This window comes from Pectobacterium sp. PL64 (assembly GCF_022477975.1).
GTDB lineage: Bacteria > Pseudomonadota > Gammaproteobacteria > Enterobacterales > Enterobacteriaceae > Pectobacterium > Pectobacterium jejuense.
In genome coordinates this window covers 3082040-3102346 of the sequence record NZ_CP092070.1, presented here as the reverse complement: position 1 = coordinate 3102346, position 20307 = coordinate 3082040, and the positions used below count along the sequence as shown (strand labels likewise).

Sequence of the window (20307 nt, the reverse complement as noted above, 5' to 3'; positions counted from 1 at the left end):
TTGCTTCGGATAATCACGGCAGGATATCATTTCAATAATGATAACTATTATCATTTATAACCATAATCGCAGAAGGGAATAATAATGAAGAAATGGCTGTTTTCAGTCGTTGCTCTGTTGGGACTGAGCGCGAGCGTTGTCGCTAGCGCTAACCCGATTGTTATTGAAGACGTTAGTGGCAGGAAAGTAGAGATCAAATCCGAAGTGAAGCGGATTATCCTCGGGGAAGGTCGACAGATTTATCTGCTGGCTGCCTTTGATACCGAGGCACCGTTCCAGCGCGTGGTTGGCTGGCGTGACGATCTGCCAAAAGCCGATTATGACGGCTATATGGCTTATGAAAAGCAATACCCGGAAATCAAAAAGCTGCCGACCTTTGGCGGAGCGAAAGACGGCACCTTCAACGTTGAGCAGGCATTGACGCTGAAACCGGATTTGGTACTGATGAATCTGGAGTCAAAAGCGGCGACGGATGAAGGCAAACTGATCGAGAAACTCAATTCGCTGGGGATTCCAGTGGTGTTCATCGATTTCCGTGAGAAGCCGTTTGAGAACGCAGAAAAAAGCATTCACATCATGGGGCAGCTGGTTGGCAAACCACAGCGTGCGGAAGAGATCATTAAATTCCGCCGTGAGCAGATTGAGCTGGTCACCGATCGGTTGAAGAACTATCAGGGTCCACGTCCGAAAGTGATGATCGACCGTGCGGGCGGTTATGACGAAGAATGCTGCATGTCATTCGGTGATGAAAACTTTGGCCGCATGGTTGAGGTTGCTGGCGGTGACAACATTGCCAAAAACATCATCCCCGGCACGTTTGGTACGCTGAACCCAGAGCAAATTATCAGTTCTCGCCCGGATGTCGTGGTGGTGACCGGAGCTAACTGGAAAAACTACAACACGGCGAATGGCTGGGTTGGCGTTGGACCGGGAGCCGATCAGAAGGAAGCGCTGCAACGCCTGCAAAAACTGATGGAACGCTCAGCATTCAAAACGCTGCCAGTAGCAACCGATGGCAACGCGCATGCAATCTGGCATCAGTTCTATGATAGCCCGTATCAGTTTGTGGCGATTCAGGTGTTAGCAAAATGGATGCACCCGGAACTGTTCAAGGATATCGATCCTGATGCAACGTTCCGTACTTTCCACGAGAAGTTCCTGCCGCTGCCATATCAGCCAGGCTATTGGGTTACGCTGCCAGCGAAGAAATAACATCGTCACACAGTAAGCCAGATAATGCAGTAAGCCAGATAATGCAGTAAGCCAGATAATGCAGTAAACCAGATAATTCAGTAAACCAGATAATAGAAAAGCACTGAACCTCATCGGTCAGTGCTTTTTTTTGTGCTTTTTTCACCGATTTTATCGCCTGACGAACAATTGAAAAATATATCTACCGTTCATCGCAACATGGCTGATGAAGGATTTTTCGCAAGCCATTCTCTTCTAATTAATTTGTTGCAGGATCAATGGATGTTTGTGACGATCGATTATCTTACTTTGATAGATTTTAACTATTGTTTTGGGATTATTAAGTGATTTTAATGATCGATGCTATCAAGCTGTCTGCTTCTGTGGCGATAATTGAACGTGGTAAAGGTATGTCTGACTTTTACGCAAAACGCCACGTAGGGAGGGACATTCGGTTTATTCGACATACCGGAATCAGGAAAAAAATGCGGTATAAAAATTCAAAAAATGGAGCGGTTATGAATATCACGCAACGCCTGCTGTTGACGTTTTCACTAATGTCGCTGGCGCTTATCTCATTAGTTATTGTCACTTTATCATTGTTATCAGGGTTCCAATCTCGTTTTGAATATGTTCAGGATAATGCGATTCCGAGCATTAAAGATTTAAATAGTCTGGTGGATAAAAGCAACTCGCTGGTGCTTTTTTTGTATCGTCATCAGACCACGGATGACGATCGCAAGCTGCCCGCGATCGAGCAGGATATTAATAGAACCATCGATGAAATAAAGACGCTTAATGAGTATTACCTGATCAATGATGCCTCCAGCGAGGAGGATCGCCAACTGACCCATACGGCGATTGATCTGACCAAAAAATTACAGGCGTCGCTACCTGTTTTTCTTAACGCATCAAAGGCGAACCAAAACGAGATCGCGCTTGGCCTGTTGCAAGGAGCAAACGGACCTGGAGAAGCGGTACGTGAGTTACTCGCCAATTACCGTAAGCAATTCGATCTTAATGTTGAAATGGGCGACGAACTGCGTCAGATGAATAAACGGATTTATGATCAAACGTGGTTTGGTCTGTTGTCCGGTACGTTATTGATCGTGTTGCTGATCGGCTTTTTCGCGGTGAGAACCATTCTGGGTATTAGAAAAAGTTTGAATAACATGAGTCAGACGATGGAAAGCGTTAGCACCCATCTTGACCTGACGATTCAAGCGGACGATCGACGCAAGGATGAAGTGGGAAATACCGCTCGTGCCTTTAACAGCCTAATGCAGCGGGTATCCTCTGCGCTGGCTTCGGTGAGTGCTTCATCGCAGTCGGTGAGCAGCGCGGCGACGCAGATTGCGGCGGGGAATGAAGATCTGTCATCCCGCACCGAGGAACAGGCTGCTTCGCTGGAACAAACGGCGGCCAGTATGACGGAAATCAGTGAGACGGTGCGCCAGAACGCGGAGAACACGCAACAGGCGAGCTTGTTGGCAGGCAATGCCAGCAAGATCTCCATCAATAGCGCGGATTCCGTCAATACGATGCTGAATACGATGGAACACATTCGCACCAGCTCAGGCAAGATCACCGAGATCATTGCGCTAATCGAAGGTATCGCGTTTCAGACCAATATCCTCGCCCTGAATGCGGCGGTAGAAGCTGCTCGCGCCGGTGAGCAGGGGCGTGGTTTTGCGGTGGTGGCGGGAGAAGTGCGTACGCTGGCACAGCGATCGTCTACAGCGGCGCGTGAAATCAAGGATTTGATTGATGCCTCAAACTCGCTGGTGTCGGCGGGCGTGGATCAAGCCAGCGATGTAGGGAAAAACATGTCGGCGATGAAGGATGCGATCCAGCAGGTGACGGATCTAGTCAATGAAATCGCGGCGGCGACCGAAGAGCAAAGTCAGGGAATCAGCCAGGTGCATCAGGCGGTTAACCAGATGGATGATGTGACTCAGCAAAACGCCTCATTAGTGGAAGAAGCGTCTGCGGCGTCGCAGTCGTTGCAGGAGCAGGCAAGTACGTTGAGCCAACTCGTGGGGCAGTTCATTGTGGGACAGGTTACCCCTCTGGCGCTGGCTTCCGCTTCTGCATCCGGGCTACCAGGAATATCCGCGCCGCGTCTTTCTCCCGTAAGGAAAAAAGCTGCCGTTGCTTCGGATGAAGCGGACTGGCAGCGTTTCTAATCTATCGCGCCGTATGCTGTGCAGTAAGGCGGTATGCGGCTATAGGTTCGATTGACCAGCGGCGAAAACCAAGGGAGATGACGGTATGGAACCGATTGAGCACAGTGCGGAAAATCTGGGGGATTATGCGTCGCTACTGACGGAATTCGAGCATATGACCGCCTTGCTTACTCAGCTAATGAAAAGCGATTACCGCACGCTTGATCTCTATCTCAATAATTGCAGCCACCTTATTTTGCGATTTACAGCAATCTATAAACTGCTCGATAAGCCCGAGTTTGAACATTATCTGAAGCATTATGACGCGGCGCTCTACTACAACGTAAACAGCGTGGGTTTGGCATTGCGTTTGTTTGAGAACATGCTGACGAACATGCGCGATGGGCTTGCCTCTGCGCGTTTGTGCTGAATAGCGGTAACGTGAGGTATAGCACGTACGGTGTATGGTTCTGGTGTGGTGAATCAGCGTCGTCGCGTTTGGTAAGGTGAAGGTAAGGAAGACGGTGAGGGAACTCACCGTCTATTCGTCCAGAGAAAAGCTTAGATGGTCGGTTCGCTGACCAGCCCGTCGATAATCACCTGCGGCACGCCCTGCGAACAGCGCTCGATGCGTCCGCGTACGCCATAAACTGCTGACAGGCTTTCCGGGCTAATCACTTCTGCCGGTGCGCCATTGGCAATCAAATTGCCGTTTTGCAGCATCAATACGTGGTCGCCGTGACGCAGCGCGATATTGATGTCATGCACTACCACGACGGTGATGATGTTGCGCTTACGCGTTTCCTTGCGTACCAAATCCATCACGTGGAACTGATAGTTCAGATCCAGCGCGCTGAGCGGTTCGTCCAGCAGGAGCAGCGAGGGTTGACGGATCAGCGATTGCGCTAACCCTACCAGCTGTTTCTGTCCGCCGGAGAGCTGCTCGAGATAGCTCAACGCCAGATGCTCAATGCCCAACTGGCGCAGCAGGCTCATCACTTCATCCTGCTTTTCGGCGTTGTGCATGCCGCCGGACGCGCGCTGTGCGACGATAATCGATTCCAATACGTGCAGGTGAACGCCCGCAGGCAGGGATTGCGGCAGATAAACGACTTTTTCCGCCCGCTGGGCAAAAGGCAGTGCCATCAGGTTGGTGTCATCCAACCACAGTTCACCTTCGGAAGCATTCAGACCTGCCATTGCACGCAACAGCGTGGATTTACCGCTGCCGTTAGGGCCTAGCAGCACGGTAATTTTCCCGCGCGGCAGCTGTGGTACGGACAGATCGCGAATCACCTGACGCTTGGGGTAACCGGCGCGAAAGTGGGAAAGGCGTAATCCAGAAGAGGTTTGCTGGTTCATACGTTTCCTCTGTGGCGCAGGATGATACTCAGGAAGAAGGGAACACCAACCAGTGATGTGACGATCCCGACCGGGATAATGACGCCGGGGATGAGGTTTTTCGAGGCAACGGACGCCATCGACAACACCAGCGCGCCAGTTAACGCACTGGCAGGCAGATAAAAGCGGTGATCTTCGCCGAAAATCATGCGTGCGATATGCGGAGCCACCAGACCGATGAAGCCGATAGGGCCAACAAACGCGACTGAAATGGCGGATAAAATACTGATGCGCAGCAGCGTCGCCAGACGCAGGCGGCGGACGTTAATGCCAAAACTCACGGCGCGATCTTCACCCAACCGCAGCGCGGTCAGTTTCCATGAGCTCATCAGGGAAATTGGCATCACGATGACGAGCACCAGCAGCAGAATTCCCAATTTTTCCCACGAGGCGCGGGCCAGACTGCCCATCGTCCAGAACACCAAACCTTGCAGCGTGTCTTCATTGGCGATGAACTGGAGCATGGAAACCAGCGCGTTGAAGGTGAACACCAGCGCGATACCGAACAGCACGACGCCGGAGGTGGCGACCTGCGTCCAGCGCGTAATGCCATCAAGCAGCAACGCTGCCAGCAGCGCAAAGATAAAGGCGTTTGCGGAGATAAACCACTGAGCCGGAATACCGGGGATGCCGATACCGAGGACGATAGCCAGCGCAGCACCGAACGCAGCGGCGGAAGAAACGCCGAGCGTAAACGGGCTGGCCAACGGGTTGTTCAGGATCGTCTGCATTTCTGCACCGGCCAGACCAAGCGCTAGCCCGACCACGATAGCCATCAGCGCGTAAGGCAGACGAATATCCCAGACGATCACGCGCGTACCCGCATCGGCGCTGGCCGGATCGGTCAGCGTCTGCCAAAGTACATCAAGCGTCAGCCCTGAAGGCCCCATCGTAAAATCCAGCAACAACGAGCCGATGATGATCAACAGCAGTATCGCCATAACACCCACACGGCGTCGAATGATGCCGCGATAGTTGTCCATAATGGTGTTGGCATCCGCGGCAGTATTGCGGATACCCGGTTCAGTGGTTGTACTCATTAAAAATTACTCACCTTGTTTCCAGGCAAAGATAAAGTCACTGTCAGGCAGCGAGGTAAAATTCTGAATGATATGGTGATACGTATCATCAGGATTCAGGCTGGTAAAGGCCTGAGGATAAATATCCTTGGCCAGATATTCCATACCGACAATGTTGTAGGGATGGTTGTAAAAATGGTGGTAAACGCCGTAGACGTGTTTTGCCTGAACCGCGGGGATCTGACTGATACCCGTGCGATTTAGCAGCGTAGCGGCCTGATTGCGCACGTCTTCTACGCTGGCACCCAAGCCTAGCGGCAGGACCTGACTGTTGCCACGCTTAGAGCCTGTCATAATGTAGACATCGGGCTTCATGCTGATGATTTTTTCCAGTGAGACAAAGCCTGATGCACCCGGCAGCAAATCTGATCCTATATTTTTCGCGCCGACCGCTTCAACCAATCCGCCCCAGCCGCTGTTGCTGTGTGTGAAGCAGCAGGAGTCTGAGTTACCGGCAATCGGTTCAACAAAGACGTTAGGTTTCGGGGCGATTGCAGCGGTTTTCTGCTGAATAGCATCGAAATGTTGACGATAGAAATCGGTATACGCTTTGGCATTGGCTTCCCGGTTTAGAACTTTACCCAACAGGTCGACGCTGGGGGCGGTATCTTTAGCCGGATTCACTTCATAATCGACGAACAGTACCGGAATATTCAGCGCGCTGAGCTTGTCGATCACACCGCTTTCCTTCAGCGCTGCCTTGGCACGCAGCTGGGCAATCATCAAGTCCGGCTGTTTTGACAGCACGCTTTCCAGATCGACGTTACCTTTGTCACTGAAGCCCATATCCAGAATGCCAACGGACTGAGGCCATTTTCCTTTCAGCATATCCCAGGTTGCGGTGTCCTGTTTTTTCGCCAGATTGTTCCAGGCGACCAGACGCTGAAAGGGATTATCGCGGTCAAGCAATGCCATCGTCATAATATCGCGCCCATCTTGCAGAATGATGCGCTGTGGCTCTTGTTTAATGGTAACACTTCTTCCGTCGAAATCGGTGACGGTAAGAGGGTATTGGGTGGCGTAGCTGAAAAGCGGGGTGGTGAGGAGTGCGGTCAGAAAGAGTGATCTTACTGATTTTCTTAACATGGTGGCGATCCTAATTCACAGTTTATCAATGTGATGAAGTTATCAGTGTAATGAGTTTGATAATTATTATCGTATAAGGATAAACAATGCGTATACAGGATTCATATGTAAAGAAAAATAACAACTCCGGCCCAATTTCGTTTTTATGGCGGTGGGCCGGAGTGGGTCGGAATTAGCGTTTCAGCGCGTCGCTCAATTCTTCACGGATGGTGCCCAGAATGGATTTCACCACACGTGGGTTACCTGCAACCAGATTGCCGGATGCCAGATAGTTATGGCCGCCAACGAAATCGGTCACGATCCCGCCAGCTTCACGTACCAGCAATTCGCCACCAGCAAAATCCCACGGCTTCAGGCCGATTTCAAAGAAACCGTCAACGCGACCCGCGGCCACATAGGCCAGATCCAGTGCAGCAGAACCCGTACGGCGGAAATCCGCACAGTGGGTGAACAGCGCGCCGATGGCGTTGATATAGCTTTTGCTGTGTTGTTTTAATTTGAAAGGGAAACCTGTTGCCAGTACGGTGCCTTCCAGATCGCGGGCAGTGCTGCTGCGCAGACGGTAGCCGTTCAGCTGTGCGCCTTGACCACGAGTCGCGGTAAACAGTTCATTACGCATAGGATCGTAAACAACGGCAACTTCGGTACGGCCTTTAATACGGACCGCGATAGAAACAGCGAAGTGAGGTAAACGTTTGATGAAGTTGGTGGTGCCATCCAGAGGATCGATAACCCATTGTACTGCCGGATCTTCGCCAACCAACTCGCCAGACTCTTCACCAATAATGGTGTGCTGTGGGTAAGACTTACGGATGACTTCAACGATCAGACGTTCTGCATCCCGATCGACGTTGGTCACAAAATCGTTGCTGCCTTTCTGGCTAGCTTCGACGGCGTCTGGCGTTTCATAGTTCTTGGCAATTAAATTACCGGCTTTACGCGCAGCGCGTATAGCGATGTTGAGCATCGGATGCATGGTATCGGTCCACTGGAATGTTAAAGAACGGAAAGCGGCGCAGAGTATAGCAGTAGAAAAGTAAAATAGCTAAGTTTGTGTTAAGGTATGCCGTTTTCCTTTTCGCACGACTTCCTTCTATCTATCGCATAACAGAGTTCATATGTTAGACAATATTCGCATTGTTCTGGTTGAAACGTCGCACACTGGCAATATGGGATCAGTGGCCAGGGCGATGAAAACCATGGGGTTAAGCAAACTGTATTTGGTCAACCCATTGGTGAAGCCTGATTCGCAGGCAATTGCGTTGGCGGCAGGCGCCAGCGATGTTATCGGCAATGCCACTATTGTGGATTCGTTCGATCAGGCGCTCGAAGGCTGTGGTCTGGTCGTTGGCACCAGCGCGCGTTCTCGAACCTTACCTTGGCCGATGCTGGAACCACGCGAGTGCGGCGTTCGTAGTGCGCAGGAAGCGGAACACGCGCCGGTCGCGCTGGTGTTTGGGCGTGAACGCGTGGGGCTGACGAATGAAGAGCTTCAGAAATGCCATTATCACGTGGCGATTCCCGCGAACCCGGAATACAGCTCGCTCAATCTGGCGATGGCGGTGCAGATCATTGCTTATGAAGTGCGCATCGCGCATTTGGAGCGCTTACAGGCTGGGCAGCCGGAACACGAAGAGTCGCCGTACCCGCTGGTCGACGATCTGGAGCGGTTTTACCAGCATCTTGAACAGACGCTGCTGCAAACCGGATTTATCCGACCGGCACATCAAGGGCAGGTGATGAACAAGCTGCGCCGCCTGTTTACCCGCGCCAGGCCTGAAAGTCAGGAGCTTAACATCCTGCGTGGAATACTGAGTTCGGTACAGAAAACACACGACGAATAATACTTGAGTGTTTTACTTGGTTAAATAGTTGACTAAAACACTCAGGAATGTCAGACTCGCGGTATGTTCTGCCAATACATGTTTTCATAATACATGTTTTATCTACAGGTACCACTATCATGAGACTGACATCCAAAGGCCGTTACGCCGTTACCGCCATGCTCGATGTGGCTCTGCACTCCCAGGAAGGACCCGTTCCATTGGCGGATATTTCTGAACGCCAGGGTATTTCACTGTCTTACCTGGAGCAGCTGTTTTCGCGTCTGCGCAAGAATGGGCTGGTTGCCAGCGTTCGTGGCCCAGGCGGCGGTTACCTGCTGGGTAAAAACGCGAATGAAATCGCTGTTGGTATGGTCATTTCGGCCGTCGATGAATCCGTTGATGCAACGCGTTGCCAGGGCCGCGAAGGCTGCCAGGGTGGCGATCGCTGCCTGACGCACACGCTGTGGCGCGATCTGAGTGACCGTATTACCGACTTCCTGAATAACATCACGCTGGATGAGCTGGTGAATAATAAGGAAGTGCTGGATGTGGCGGATCGTCAGGATGCTGACACGCGCCGCATCGCCAATGGACGTATCCAGGAAACGATCAACGTTAACCTGCGCGCCTGATACACCTTCAACGTGACGAGTAACCCTTACTCGTCACGTTTTGCCTTTCTGATAGCCGCATAATCCTGACCACATTGCCCAATGTGGCGTTGGTGTTAGTCCGACTGTCACGGCGTGTTCTGACGATAAATGGTTCCACGATAACATCGCCAGATTTTTGCATTGGCCCGAGAGGTTGCGGGTATAAACAGCCTGTCAATAAAACAAAACGCATTGTACGTTTTGAAGTGATGTACGGAGTTTATGAGCAATGAAGTTACCTATCTATCTCGACTACTCAGCCACCACGCCGGTTGACCCGCGCGTCGCTGAGAAAATGATGCAGTGTTTGACCTTGGACGGTACGTTCGGTAACCCGGCTTCCCGTTCCCACCGTTTTGGCTGGCAAGCGGAAGAGGCGGTTGATATCGCCCGTAACCAAATTGCTGAATTGGTCGGTGCCGACCCACGTGAGATCGTCTTCACGTCAGGCGCGACCGAAGCCGATAACCTCGCGATTAAAGGTGTTGCCAACTTCTATCAGAAGAAGGGTAAGCACATCATCACCAGCAAGACCGAGCACAAAGCCGTGCTGGATACCTGTCGTCAGCTTGAACGCGAAGGCTTCGAGGTCACTTATCTGGCCCCGCAGCGTAACGGCATTATCGATCTGGCTGAACTCGAAGCGGCAATGCGTGAGGACACCATTCTGGTTTCCATCATGCACGTCAATAATGAAATCGGGGTTGTGCAGGATATTGCCGCTATCGGTGACATGTGCCGCAGCCGCGGTATCGTGTTCCATGTTGATGCCACGCAGAGCGTAGGTAAACTACCTATCGATCTCAACCAGTTAAAAGTGGATCTGATGTCTTTCTCCGGCCATAAAATCTATGGGCCGAAAGGGATCGGGGCACTGTATGTTCGTCGTAAACCCCGTATTCGTCTCGAAGCGCAGATGCACGGCGGCGGCCATGAGCGCGGCATGCGTTCTGGCACCTTGCCTGTGCACCAGATTGTCGGCATGGGCGAAGCCTACCGCATCGCGAAAGAAGAGATGACCGCAGAAATGGATCGCCTGCGCACGCTGCGCGATCGTCTGTGGAACGGTATTAATGATATTGAAGAAGTCTACCTGAATGGTGATATCGAGCAGGGCGTACCCAATATCCTGAACGTCAGCTTCAACTATGTTGAAGGTGAATCGCTGATTATGGCGCTCAAGGATCTGGCGGTATCGTCTGGTTCTGCCTGTACGTCGGCCAGTCTGGAGCCCTCCTACGTGTTACGTGCGCTGGGCATGAATGATGAGCTGGCACATAGCTCGATCCGTTTCTCGCTGGGACGTTTTACCACCGAAGAAGAGATCGACTACACCATCGAGCTGGTACGTAAATCCATCGGCCGTTTGCGCGATCTTTCTCCGCTGTGGGAAATGTTCAAGCAGGGCGTGGATATCAGCAGCATCGAGTGGGCGCATCATTAATTCAGCAGTTCGGGGACGACTATCATGGCTTACAGCGAAAAAGTAATTGATCACTATGAAAATCCACGCAACGTGGGTTCATTTGATAACGCCGATCCTTCTATCGGCAGCGGCATGGTCGGCGCGCCAGCGTGCGGCGATGTGATGAAGTTGCAGATAAAAGTCAACAATGAGGGTATCATCGAAGATGCCCGCTTCAAGACATACGGTTGTGGTTCTGCCATTGCCTCCAGCTCGCTGGTCACAGAGTGGGTAAAAGGCAAATCGCTGAATGAAGCTGAAGCGATTAAGAACACGCAGATTGCCGAAGAGCTTGAGCTACCGCCGGTGAAGATTCACTGCTCCATTCTGGCGGAAGACGCTATCAAGGCAGCGATTGCGGATTACAAAAGTAAACGCGACGCGCAGTAATCTCTGCGGCTGAACTCGGCGGGGCACCGTTTCTTGCGGTGCCTGATTCCGTCGAGGTGGCGAACGATCGAGGTAACAGTATGTCGATTTCTCTGAGCGAAAGTGCGGCACAACGCGTGAACGCTTTCATCGCAAACCGGGGCAAAGGCCTTGGGCTGCGTCTTGGCGTACGGACATCCGGCTGTTCCGGTATGGCGTACGTGCTGGAGTTTGTTGATGATTTGAACGATGGCGATACGGTCTTTGAAGACAAAGGCGTGAAGGTCATCGTGGACGGCAAAAGTCTGGTCTATCTTGACGGAACCGAGTTGGATTTCGTCAAAGAAGGGCTGAACGAAGGCTTTAAGTTCAATAATCCGAACATTTCCGGCGAATGCGGTTGCGGCGAAAGTTTCAACGTCTGACCCCTCTTGGGTAGTGAGCGTGCGATCGGTTAATGGCATGCGTTGCTACCCAGAACTCCCAGAGTACCACTATGGATTACTTTACGTTATTCGGGCTGCCGATTCGCTATGATGTGGATGGCGGCCTGCTTGCATCCCGTTTTCAGGACTTGCAACGTCAGTTCCATCCTGACCGTTATACTGCCAGCCCAGAGCGCGAGCGCATGCTGGCGGTGCAGCAGGCGGCGACGATCAATAACGCCTATCAGGCGCTCAAGCATCCGCTGAGACGCGCGGAGTATATGCTGTCGCTGCACGGTTTTGATGTGAACAACGAACAGCATACGATGAAGGACACAGCATTCCTGATGGAACAGCTGGAACTGCGCGAAGAACTGGACGCGATCTCACAGCGACTGGATGCCGATGAGGCGCTGACGGCCTTCGCCGAGCGATTGCAGGCAACGATCGTTAAGCGCTGTTCACATATGCGTGATGAACTCGATAATGAGACGTGGACAGACGCCGCAGACACCGTGCGCAAGCTACGCTTTTTAGACAAGCTCCAGCAACAGGTTGAAGAACTCGAAGAACAATTGCTGGACAGATAACTGGTTAATCCGGCGGGTAACCCGATGGTGATTGCCATACCGGGTTTTTCGCCAGCCAATTGATGGAAGCTCAATATGGCCTTATTACAAATTAGTGAGCCTGGCCTTAGCGCCGCACCGCACCAGCGTCGTCTGGCTGTCGGTATTGATTTAGGCACCACCCATTCTCTTGTTGCCACCGTACGCAGCGGTGAAGCTCAGACGCTGGCAGATAGCGACGGGCGAGACCTGCTGCCGTCGGTTGTCCACTATCGTCACGATGGTCACAGCGTCGGCTGGGATGCACGCGACAATGCTGCCCACGATCTGGAAAATACCGTCAGCTCAGTGAAACGCCTGATGGGGCGTTCTCTGGACGATATTCAGCAGCGCTACCCGCATTTACCGTATCACTTTCATGCCAGCGATAACGGCCTGCCGCTGATTCAGACCTCGGCTGGCAATCTTAATCCTGTACAGGTATCGGCGGATATTTTGTCCGCGCTGGCTGCGCGTGCGGAAGCGGCGTTAGGCGGCGTGCCGGATGGCGTGGTGATTACCGTTCCTGCGTACTTCGATGACGCACAGCGTCAGGGCACCAAAGATGCGGCACGTCTTGCCGGGCTGCACGTATTGCGCCTGCTGAACGAACCGACTGCGGCCGCGATTGCCTACGGGCTGGATTCCGGTAAAGAAGGCGTGATCGCCATTTACGATCTGGGCGGTGGCACCTTTGATATTTCCATTCTGCGCTTGAGCCGTGGCGTCTTTGAAGTGCTGGCGACAGGCGGCGATTCTGCGTTGGGCGGTGATGATTTCGATCATCTGCTGGCGGAGTGGCTGCGTGAGCAGGCGGGCATTCACGATCGTGACGACCGTCAGTTAGATCATGCTTTTCGCCACGCGGCGGTGAAGGCTAAAGTTGCACTCAGCAGCGCCGAGTCGGCGCGTGTGGATGTGGCTGGTTGGCAGGGTGAGATCACCCGCGAGCAGTTTGATTCGCTGATTGCTTCGCTGGTGAAACGCACGCTGCTGTCCTGCCGTCGCACGCTGAAAGACGCGGGGCTGACGCCGGAAGAGGTGCTGGAAGTCGTGATGGTGGGCGGATCGACGCGCGTTCCACTGGTGCGCGAACAAGTCGGAACGTTTTTTGGTCGTACACCGCTGACGTCGATCGATCCAGACAAGGTTGTCGCTATCGGCGCGGCGATTCAGGCGGATATTCTGGTGGGCAACAAGCCAGACAGTGAAATGTTACTGCTGGATGTGATCCCCTTGTCGCTGGGGCTGGAGACGATGGGCGGGCTGGTGGAAAAAATCATTCCGCGCAATACCACGATCCCGGTTGCCCGCGCACAGGAGTTCACCACCTTCAAAGACGGCCAGAGCGGCATGATGATCCACGTCTTGCAGGGTGAGCGCGAAATGGTGGCGGATTGCCGCTCGCTTGCGCGTTTCTCACTGCGCGGCTTGCCGCCGCTGCCTGCCGGTGGGGCACACATTCGCGTGACCTTTCAGGTTGATGCGGATGGCCTGTTGAGCGTCACGGCGATGGAGAAATCGACGGGCGTCGAGGCTTCCATTCAGGTTAAACCGTCATACGGTTTGAGCGATACGGAAATCGCCACGATGATCACCGATTCGATGCTGAATGCGAAGGAAGATATCGGGGCGCGTCGTCTGGCAGAGCAAAAAGTGGAAGCGGCACGCGTGCTGGAAAGCTTGCAAAGCGCGCTGGTGGCTGACGCCGAGTTATTGAGCAATGACGAAAAAAGCATCATTGTCGCGGCATCCGAACATCTGCATACGATGATGCAGGGAAGCGATCCCGTGGCGATTGAAGCCGCGATTAAAACAGTCGATCAACAAACCCAGGAATTCGCCGCCCGTCGCATGGATGCCTCTATCCGTCGCGCGCTGGCAGGCCATTCTGTGGATGAGGTGTAACATGCCTAAGATAGTCTTTTTACCGCATCAGGATCTGTGTCCTGAAGGGGCGGTTTTGGAAGCGGAACGCGGTGAAAGCATTTTGGAAGTCGCCCTGCGTAACGGTATTGACGTTGAGCACGCCTGCGAAAAATCCTGTGCCTGCACCACCTGCCACTGCATCGTGCGCGAAGGCTTCGACTCGCTGGCAGAAAGTACAGAAGAAGAAGACGACATGCTGGATAAGGCCTGGGGGCTGGAGCCGGAAAGTCGTCTGGGCTGTCAGGCGCGTATCGCCGGGGACGATCTGGTCGTCGAGATCCCGCGCTATACGATCAACCACGCACGCGAGCATTAATCTGCATAGGGAGCAACCGTTATGGGATTAAAATGGACAGACAGCCGGGCTATCGGCGAAGCGCTTTACGACCAGTTTCCCGATCTCGATCCGAAAACCGTCCGTTTCACGGATATGCACCAGTGGATCTGCGATCTGGATGAGTTTGACGATCGGCCTGATGCCTCCAATGAAAAAATTCTGGAAGCGATCCTGCTGGTCTGGTTAGATGAAGCTGAATAGCACGATGACGGGGCTGCCTTGGGTGGCCCGTTTTATTCTCGTGCCAAAATTCGTAACATTTGCATGTCATGATGCACCGTTTATTTATCTGCAAACCGAGTATTTATAAGCGAGAGCGTTTATAAACACGTATTGAGAAGCAGAACGTCTGTAAATATGAACATCACCTGCAAACATGAAACGTGGCAGGAATACCTATTATCGGAGAAGCACTATGACGAACAATACCATGCTGATTTCACTCTCCACTCAACCTGCTGACGCGCGCTGGGGAGAAAAAGCGACGCTGAGTGTGAATGAGCAGGGTTTTACCATTCATGTAGGGGCGTCCCTGAATGGCAAAGCTGCACAGGCGGTGATCCAACGTGCTGCCCGCAAAATTGATGGGCAGGGAATTAAACACGTTCAGTTAGCCGGTGAAGGCTGGGATCTGGCAAACAGCTGGGCATTCTGGCAGGGGTATCGCGGGCCGAAAGGGCAAAGAACGGTTGAATGGGCGGAACTGAACGACGCTGACAAGAAAGAGCTGAACGATCGCCTGAAGATTGTGGACTGGGTGCGTGACACCATCAACCTGCCTGCTGAAGATCTGGGGCCAGAGCAACTGGCGACCCGTGCAGTCGACCTGCTGTGTGACGTTGCCTGTGATGCTGTCAGCTACCGCATCACCAAAGGTGAAGATCTGCGTGAGCAGAATTATGCTGGTCTGCACACAGTGGGCCGCGGTTCTGAGCGTCAACCAGTGCTGCTGGCGCTGGACTATAACCCGACGGGTAACGCGGATGCGCCCGTCTTCGCCTGTCTGGTAGGTAAAGGGATTACGTTTGATACCGGCGGCTACAGCCTGAAGCCTAGCAGTTCCATGGATTCCATGAAATCAGACATGGGCGGTGCTGCCACGCTGACGGGCGCGCTCGCGCTGGCAGCGGCTCGCGGTTTGCAACAGCGCGTGAAACTGTACCTGTGCTGTGCAGACAACATGGTGAGCGGCAATGCATTCCGGCTGGGTGACATCATTCGCTACCGCAACGGTAAAACGGTTGAGGTCATGAACACGGATGCGGAAGGGCGTCTGGTGCTGGCGGATGGCCTGATCGATGCCTCCGAGCAGAATCCACAGTGGATTATCGACTGCGCAACGCTGACGGGTGCGGCAAAAATGGCGCTGGGCAATGACTATCACGCGTTGTTCAGCTTCGATGATGAGCTGGTGGCGGCATTACAAGAAAGCGCGACAGAAGAAAACGAGCCATTCTGGCGTTTGCCGCTGGAAGAATTCCACCGCAGCCATCTGCCGTCCAGTTTTGCGGATCTGAACAACATTGCCAGTGGTGCACATACCGCCGGTGCCAGCACAGCAGCGGCTTTCCTGTCGCACTTTGTGAAAAATTACCAGCAAGGCTGGCTGCACATTGACTGTTCCGCGACGTACCGTAAAGGCGCGGTAGATCAGTGGGCGACGGGCGCAACGGGACTCGGCGTACGCACGCTGGCGAATCTCCTGCTGAGCAACGCCAAGTAATCGGTTCAGGTCTTAAAGCGTCGGTTTTTAACGTAATCATGTTGAGGAAAGTATGGAGTTTTCGCCACGTAATAAACTGGAAGAAGTGCTGATTCTGGCTGCAACAGAGCCAGCGCATCGTCCTGAATTTTTCAGTGAACTGATGGAAGCCACGGTGTTTGTGCTGGGCAGTACCGATGACGGGGATGAATCCGGTGAGGTGGTATTGCACGCGGGCAGTAATGTGAACATTCAGCACTGGGAAAAAGACGATGGTTCATCCGCCATTCCTTTCTTCTCTTCTCTGGAAGCATTGCAGAGCGTGATTGAGGAAGAAGCCGCTTTTCTGGCCCTGCCGACGCGTTCGCTGTTTGAAATGACGCAGGGTGTCACGCTGTTCCTCAACCCTAAGCTGCCGTATGGCAAAGAGTTTTTGCCACAGGAAATTGAACATATTCTGTCTGGCGAAGGTAACGGTTTTGTTCAGCAGCGCGTTGTTGAAGAAGAGATGCAGGTCGTACTGAGCCAGCCAGCCGAGATGCCAGCGCAGATGATTGATTCCCTGACGCAGCTGTTTACCAAACATCGCCATGTAAAACGGGCGTTTTTGGCACAGATTCAGGAACCGGGCGAAGAGCAGCCGCACCTGCTGATTGGGATTGATGCCGATCAGGATGAAGAAATCATCATCCGTGAAGCGGGCAGCGTCGCCAGTGACACCTTACCGGACGAGCGCCCTGTCGACCTATGTCTGGTGAAGGACGGCGAATCGGGTATCAGTCATTATATGATTAAGCACACCACGCCGTTCTACGAGCGTAAGTGGGGGAGTTTCCTGAGGGAGTTTAAGGGAAGCGGCAACGCCTGATACCGGGTATATAAATTTGATGAAGGCAACGGCGGATTACGATTTTTCCGCTGTTGCCTGCAATAGCAGTAGATCGATCAACATCACCAGATTCGATTCAAATGAGCTAATCTCACCGGCTTCCGCCGCATAGTGAACCGCATCATCGTAGAGCCGGAAGTGCAAATCGGCTAACTCGCCTAATGAATTCAACGACGCACGGGTAAATGCGATGACCTTCATGCCAATGTTTTTGGCGATACGCGCCTTATCCAACACCTGCTCGGTTTCCCCACTGCGGGAGATGGCGATAAACACCTGATACTTTGGCGCATTATTGAGAAAAATGCCTCGGCTGTCTCCTAATCCGGAAGAGAAGGCATCTTTCCCCAGCACCTGTAGTTTCTTCGCCAAATATTCAGCAAACAGATGGGAAAACCCCGCGCCGTACAGGAAAAAGTGGCTTTCCTGTCGCAGGATAGCGCTGAAAGCGGCTCTATCCTGATGGCTAATGTAGGCAAACGTGCGCTGGTAATTGTCGACAAAATGCTGGAAAGCATCAGGAAGCGAAGCGTTATTGGGCGTAACGACAGGCGAGGGAGCCAGACGCGGATGCTCCGTGAGCAGCGTTTTGCAGTGATAAATGAATTCACTGTAGCCGCTAAAGCCGATTTTCTGGCACAGCCGCATGATAGTCGCCGTGGAAACATAGGTTTTCTGCGCCAGCTCCCGCACCGTGATTTTGCCTATCAGCGATGAATGGTCGGCGATAAAAGCCAGCACGCGGTATTCCGCGCGCGTCAGCACCTGACCGTGCTGCATTAAAGACGCCAGCCGATTATCCACCTGCTACCCCTGATTGACGGCAATAAAACACGGAACGGAACTAATCACGCTCAATTGGGACATCATCGCGGCTCCCCCAATCGCTCCACGATCCGTCGTACAGCGTCACATTCGGGACATTTAACTGCGTCAGCGCCAGCACGACGACAGAGGCCGTTACGCCGGAGCCGCAGCTGGCGACGATGGGACGAGTAAAATCAACCCCGTGTTTATGCAGAATGGTCGCCAGTTCGGCATTAGGTTTCAGCGCACCGTTACTTACCAAATCAGTCCACGGCACGTTCAGGCTACCGGGAATGCGACCGCGATGCAGGCCGGGACGCGGTTCATCCACCTCGGCATTAAAACGGGGTGCGGGGCGGGCATCGACAATCTGTTCTGATTTATCCCGGCTGATGGAAAGCACGTCATCGCGTGAGCGAATGGCGTTTTCATCCAGCGTGGCATGGAACGTGGTCGGCTTAGGTGTTACATCACCCTGTTCCAATGGCAAATTCTGTGCTTTCCAGCCCGCCAGACCGCCGCTCAGGATTGAGATGGATGTCGCACCGAAGGTGTGCAGCATCCACCACGCACGTGGTGCGGAGAAGAGATTGCCTTCATCGTAAATCACCAGATGCTGCTGACTATCGATCCCCAATTCGCCCATCGCGCGTGCGAAGTCTTCGCGAGTCGGCATCATATGTGGCAGATCGGTGCTGTGATCGGACAGCGTTTCAATATCAAAAAAAACCGCGCCAGGCAGATGACCGGCGCGGTATTCAGCGTGAATATCACGGGTGCTGTTGCCCGGCGGTAGCATCCGGGCGTCGATGAGCGTGATGCTGCTGTCATTCAGGTGGCTGGCAAGCCAGTCTGCGGAAACAAACCGCTCATGAGAAACGGGCAAATCAGAAGACGATGCTGACATAGATCCTCCACGTTGAGGCCGACGAATTCGACCCCGAATCTATCATTGATGTGCAATGATAGATTCATTGTCAGCGATTTTCCCTCATCCGACAAGTCGCAGATTATTGGGCAATACCGTCTCTATATGCTTGTTTTAATTGCGGCCAGTAATCCTGATTGGCTTCAATCATCTCGTCCAGAATGGCTTTGGCGTGCTGCATTGTCGGCACGGTTCGGTTCAGAGTAAATGCCTGCAAGGCCTTCTCGTAGCTGCCTTCCAGCGTGGCTTCCACCAGCAGTTGTTCAGACGCCAACTGCTGTTCCAGCAAGGCACGATGGAACTGCGGTACATTCCCCATCCTCACTGGTTCTGGACCTTGCGCGGTGATATAAGCGGGTACTTCCACCATCGCGTCGTAAGGCAGATTGGCGATGGCACCTTTATTCTCGACGATCACCAGATGACGCTGGCGCAGATCGAACGCCAGTGAACAGGCGACATCAACGATGAACGAGCCGTGCACGCCAACGTGGAACGCATCGGACAGAATCCCCGTTTCCTTGTAGCTGGCGGCGGCCGCAAACAGCTTCTTCTCACGCCCGTCCATCACTTCATTGGCGCGCGTATAGTCAGGATCCTGATGCTCCACGATCTGATTCGGCATCAGGTAGTACTGCAAATACGGATTCGGCACGAACTCTGGGAAATGATCCATGACGGGTTTGATATTACGCCAGGTTTTCACCCATGACGGATCGGCGTGCTGCGGATCGGTATCGGCGGCATCGGCAGTCAACAGGCCGTAGCGGGCGATGTGCTCGCGCAGCTCTGGCATACGATCGACGCCGTCGACCAGCACGCGGGTAAACCAGCCAAAGTGATTCAGCCCAAAATAGTCCACCGTGATGTCGTGACGATCGACGCCCAGCACGGCAGCGATGTTACGCATCGCGGCAACCGGCATATCGCAGATATTCAGTACGCGGGCGTTAGGACGCAGGCGGCGCACGCCTTCGGCAACAATCGCGGCCGGGTTGGAGTAATTGACGATCCATGCCTCTTTATGCGCATAGCGCTCAACCAGATCGATCAGCTCAGCCATCGGCAGAATGGTACGCAGGCCGTAGGCCAGTCCGCCGGGGCCACAGGTTTCCTGCCCGACGACGCCGTGACGTAGTGGGATTTTCTCGTCCTGTTCGCGCATCTTGTACTGGCCGACGCGCATCTGGGCAAAGACAAAGTGGGCGCCGCTAAACGCGGTCTCCGCGTCGGTTGTGACGGTAAAGACGATGCTGTCACTGTGGTCGCGAATCACTTTTTCCACCACCGGTGCAATGATGTCCTGTCGCGGGCCGTCGATGTCATACAAACGAATCTCCGCCAGCGGGAAATCCGCGAGACGTACCATCAGACTCTTTACGATGCCTGGGGTATAGGTGCTGCCGCCGCCGGCAATCGTCAGAATGAATGGGGGTTTCGTCATGGT

22 protein-coding genes are annotated in these 20307 nt (G+C 53.3%); 14 read left to right on the top strand and 8 right to left on the bottom strand.

The window, feature by feature from the left end:
• Nucleotides 1-84 precede the first annotated feature (84 nt).
• Nucleotides 85-1212, top strand: coding sequence for an ABC transporter substrate-binding protein (locus HP572_RS13980; protein WP_240583535.1), 1128 nt, complete (start codon nt 85-87; stop codon nt 1210-1212).
• Here the strand turns inward: HP572_RS13980 and HP572_RS13975 are convergent.
• Complete coding sequence (locus HP572_RS13975) at nt 1190-1357, bottom strand: hypothetical protein (RefSeq protein WP_240583534.1); 168 nt, start codon at nt 1355-1357, stop codon at nt 1190-1192. The two genes, HP572_RS13980 and HP572_RS13975, sit on opposite strands and share 23 nt — an antisense overlap.
• Nucleotides 1358-1709: 352 nt before the next feature.
• Here HP572_RS13975 and HP572_RS13970 point away from each other — a divergent pair, with 352 nt between their 5' ends.
• Entirely contained in the window at nt 1710-3377 is a 1668-nt protein-coding gene (locus HP572_RS13970; RefSeq protein ID WP_240583533.1) for a methyl-accepting chemotaxis protein, read from the top strand.
• An 85-nt stretch (nt 3378-3462) separates the two neighbouring features.
• Nucleotides 3463-3786 (top strand): hypothetical protein, encoded by a 324-nt coding sequence (locus HP572_RS13965; protein WP_180773758.1) that lies wholly within the window; start codon nt 3463-3465, stop codon nt 3784-3786.
• A 131-nt stretch (nt 3787-3917) separates the two neighbouring features.
• Here the strand turns inward: HP572_RS13965 and HP572_RS13960 are convergent, their stop codons facing one another.
• The 4 genes from HP572_RS13960 to suhB form a co-directional block, all read right to left on the bottom strand.
• Entirely contained in the window at nt 3918-4718 is an 801-nt protein-coding gene (locus HP572_RS13960) for an ABC transporter ATP-binding protein (RefSeq protein WP_240583532.1), read from the bottom strand.
• Entirely contained in the window at nt 4715-5797 is a 1083-nt protein-coding gene (locus HP572_RS13955; RefSeq protein ID WP_039284478.1) for an iron ABC transporter permease, read from the bottom strand. The genes HP572_RS13960 and HP572_RS13955 overlap by 4 nt, the downstream gene beginning before the upstream one ends.
• Nucleotides 5798-5803: 6 nt before the next feature.
• Nucleotides 5804-6922: an ABC transporter substrate-binding protein gene (locus HP572_RS13950; protein WP_240583531.1), complete on the bottom strand. Its 1119-nt coding sequence runs from the start codon at nt 6920-6922 to the stop codon at nt 5804-5806.
• A 172-nt stretch (nt 6923-7094) separates the two neighbouring features.
• Complete coding sequence (gene suhB / locus HP572_RS13945; RefSeq protein WP_240583530.1) at nt 7095-7898, bottom strand: inositol-1-monophosphatase; 804 nt, start codon at nt 7896-7898, stop codon at nt 7095-7097.
• Nucleotides 7899-8040: 142 nt separating this feature from the next.
• Here suhB and trmJ point away from each other — a divergent pair, with 142 nt between their 5' ends.
• The 11 genes from trmJ (at nt 8041) to sseB (ending at nt 17104) form a co-directional block, all read left to right on the top strand.
• Nucleotides 8041-8766: a tRNA (cytosine(32)/uridine(32)-2'-O)-methyltransferase TrmJ gene (gene trmJ, locus HP572_RS13940; protein ID WP_240583529.1), complete on the top strand. Its 726-nt coding sequence runs from the start codon at nt 8041-8043 to the stop codon at nt 8764-8766.
• A 119-nt stretch (nt 8767-8885) separates the two neighbouring features.
• A complete protein-coding gene (gene iscR, locus HP572_RS13935) occupies nt 8886-9380 on the top strand; it encodes a Fe-S cluster assembly transcriptional regulator IscR (RefSeq protein ID WP_151241606.1) in 495 nt (164 codons plus the stop codon).
• Between the two features lie 250 nt (nt 9381-9630).
• Nucleotides 9631-10845 carry an IscS subfamily cysteine desulfurase gene (locus tag HP572_RS13930; RefSeq protein WP_014916218.1) on the top strand — a complete coding sequence of 405 codons (1215 nt, stop codon included), beginning with the start codon at nt 9631-9633 and terminating at the stop codon, nt 10843-10845.
• Nucleotides 10846-10869: 24 nt separating this feature from the next.
• Nucleotides 10870-11256 carry a Fe-S cluster assembly scaffold IscU gene (iscU, locus tag HP572_RS13925; RefSeq protein ID WP_005970177.1) on the top strand — a complete coding sequence of 129 codons (387 nt, stop codon included), beginning with the start codon at nt 10870-10872 and terminating at the stop codon, nt 11254-11256.
• Nucleotides 11257-11336: 80 nt separating this feature from the next.
• Entirely contained in the window at nt 11337-11660 is a 324-nt protein-coding gene (gene iscA, locus HP572_RS13920) for an iron-sulfur cluster assembly protein IscA (protein WP_014916217.1), read from the top strand.
• A 71-nt stretch (nt 11661-11731) separates the two neighbouring features.
• Nucleotides 11732-12250, top strand: coding sequence for a co-chaperone HscB (gene hscB / locus HP572_RS13915; RefSeq protein ID WP_240583528.1), 519 nt, complete (start codon nt 11732-11734; stop codon nt 12248-12250).
• Nucleotides 12251-12325: 75 nt separating this feature from the next.
• Entirely contained in the window at nt 12326-14176 is a 1851-nt protein-coding gene (gene hscA, locus HP572_RS13910; RefSeq protein WP_240583527.1) for a Fe-S protein assembly chaperone HscA, read from the top strand.
• Between the two features lies 1 nt (nt 14177).
• The gene (gene fdx / locus HP572_RS13905; protein ID WP_005970171.1) at nt 14178-14513 is read left to right on the top strand and encodes an ISC system 2Fe-2S type ferredoxin; all 336 of its coding nucleotides are present in this window, start codon (nt 14178-14180) and stop codon (nt 14511-14513) included.
• A gap of 21 nt (nt 14514-14534) precedes the next feature.
• Entirely contained in the window at nt 14535-14735 is a 201-nt protein-coding gene (gene iscX / locus HP572_RS13900; RefSeq protein WP_240583526.1) for a Fe-S cluster assembly protein IscX, read from the top strand.
• A gap of 214 nt (nt 14736-14949) precedes the next feature.
• The gene (pepB, locus tag HP572_RS13895) at nt 14950-16257 is read left to right on the top strand and encodes an aminopeptidase PepB (protein WP_039284498.1); all 1308 of its coding nucleotides are present in this window, start codon (nt 14950-14952) and stop codon (nt 16255-16257) included.
• Nucleotides 16258-16309: 52 nt separating this feature from the next.
• Nucleotides 16310-17104 carry an enhanced serine sensitivity protein SseB gene (sseB, locus tag HP572_RS13890; RefSeq protein ID WP_180791102.1) on the top strand — a complete coding sequence of 265 codons (795 nt, stop codon included), beginning with the start codon at nt 16310-16312 and terminating at the stop codon, nt 17102-17104.
• 36 nt (nt 17105-17140) lie between these two features.
• On the opposite strand, the gene HP572_RS13885 is transcribed toward sseB, so the two are convergent.
• The 3 genes from HP572_RS13885 to HP572_RS13875 form a co-directional block, all read right to left on the bottom strand.
• Nucleotides 17141-17929, bottom strand: a complete 789-nt coding sequence (locus tag HP572_RS13885) for a MurR/RpiR family transcriptional regulator (protein WP_240583525.1) — start codon at nt 17927-17929, stop codon at nt 17141-17143.
• 40 nt (nt 17930-17969) lie between these two features.
• The gene (gene sseA, locus HP572_RS13880) at nt 17970-18839 is read right to left on the bottom strand and encodes a 3-mercaptopyruvate sulfurtransferase (protein WP_240583524.1); all 870 of its coding nucleotides are present in this window, start codon (nt 18837-18839) and stop codon (nt 17970-17972) included.
• Between the two features lie 103 nt (nt 18840-18942).
• Nucleotides 18943-20304 (bottom strand): 6-phospho-alpha-glucosidase, encoded by a 1362-nt coding sequence (locus HP572_RS13875; protein WP_010280068.1) that lies wholly within the window; start codon nt 20302-20304, stop codon nt 18943-18945.
• Nucleotides 20305-20307: the final 3 nt, after the last annotated feature.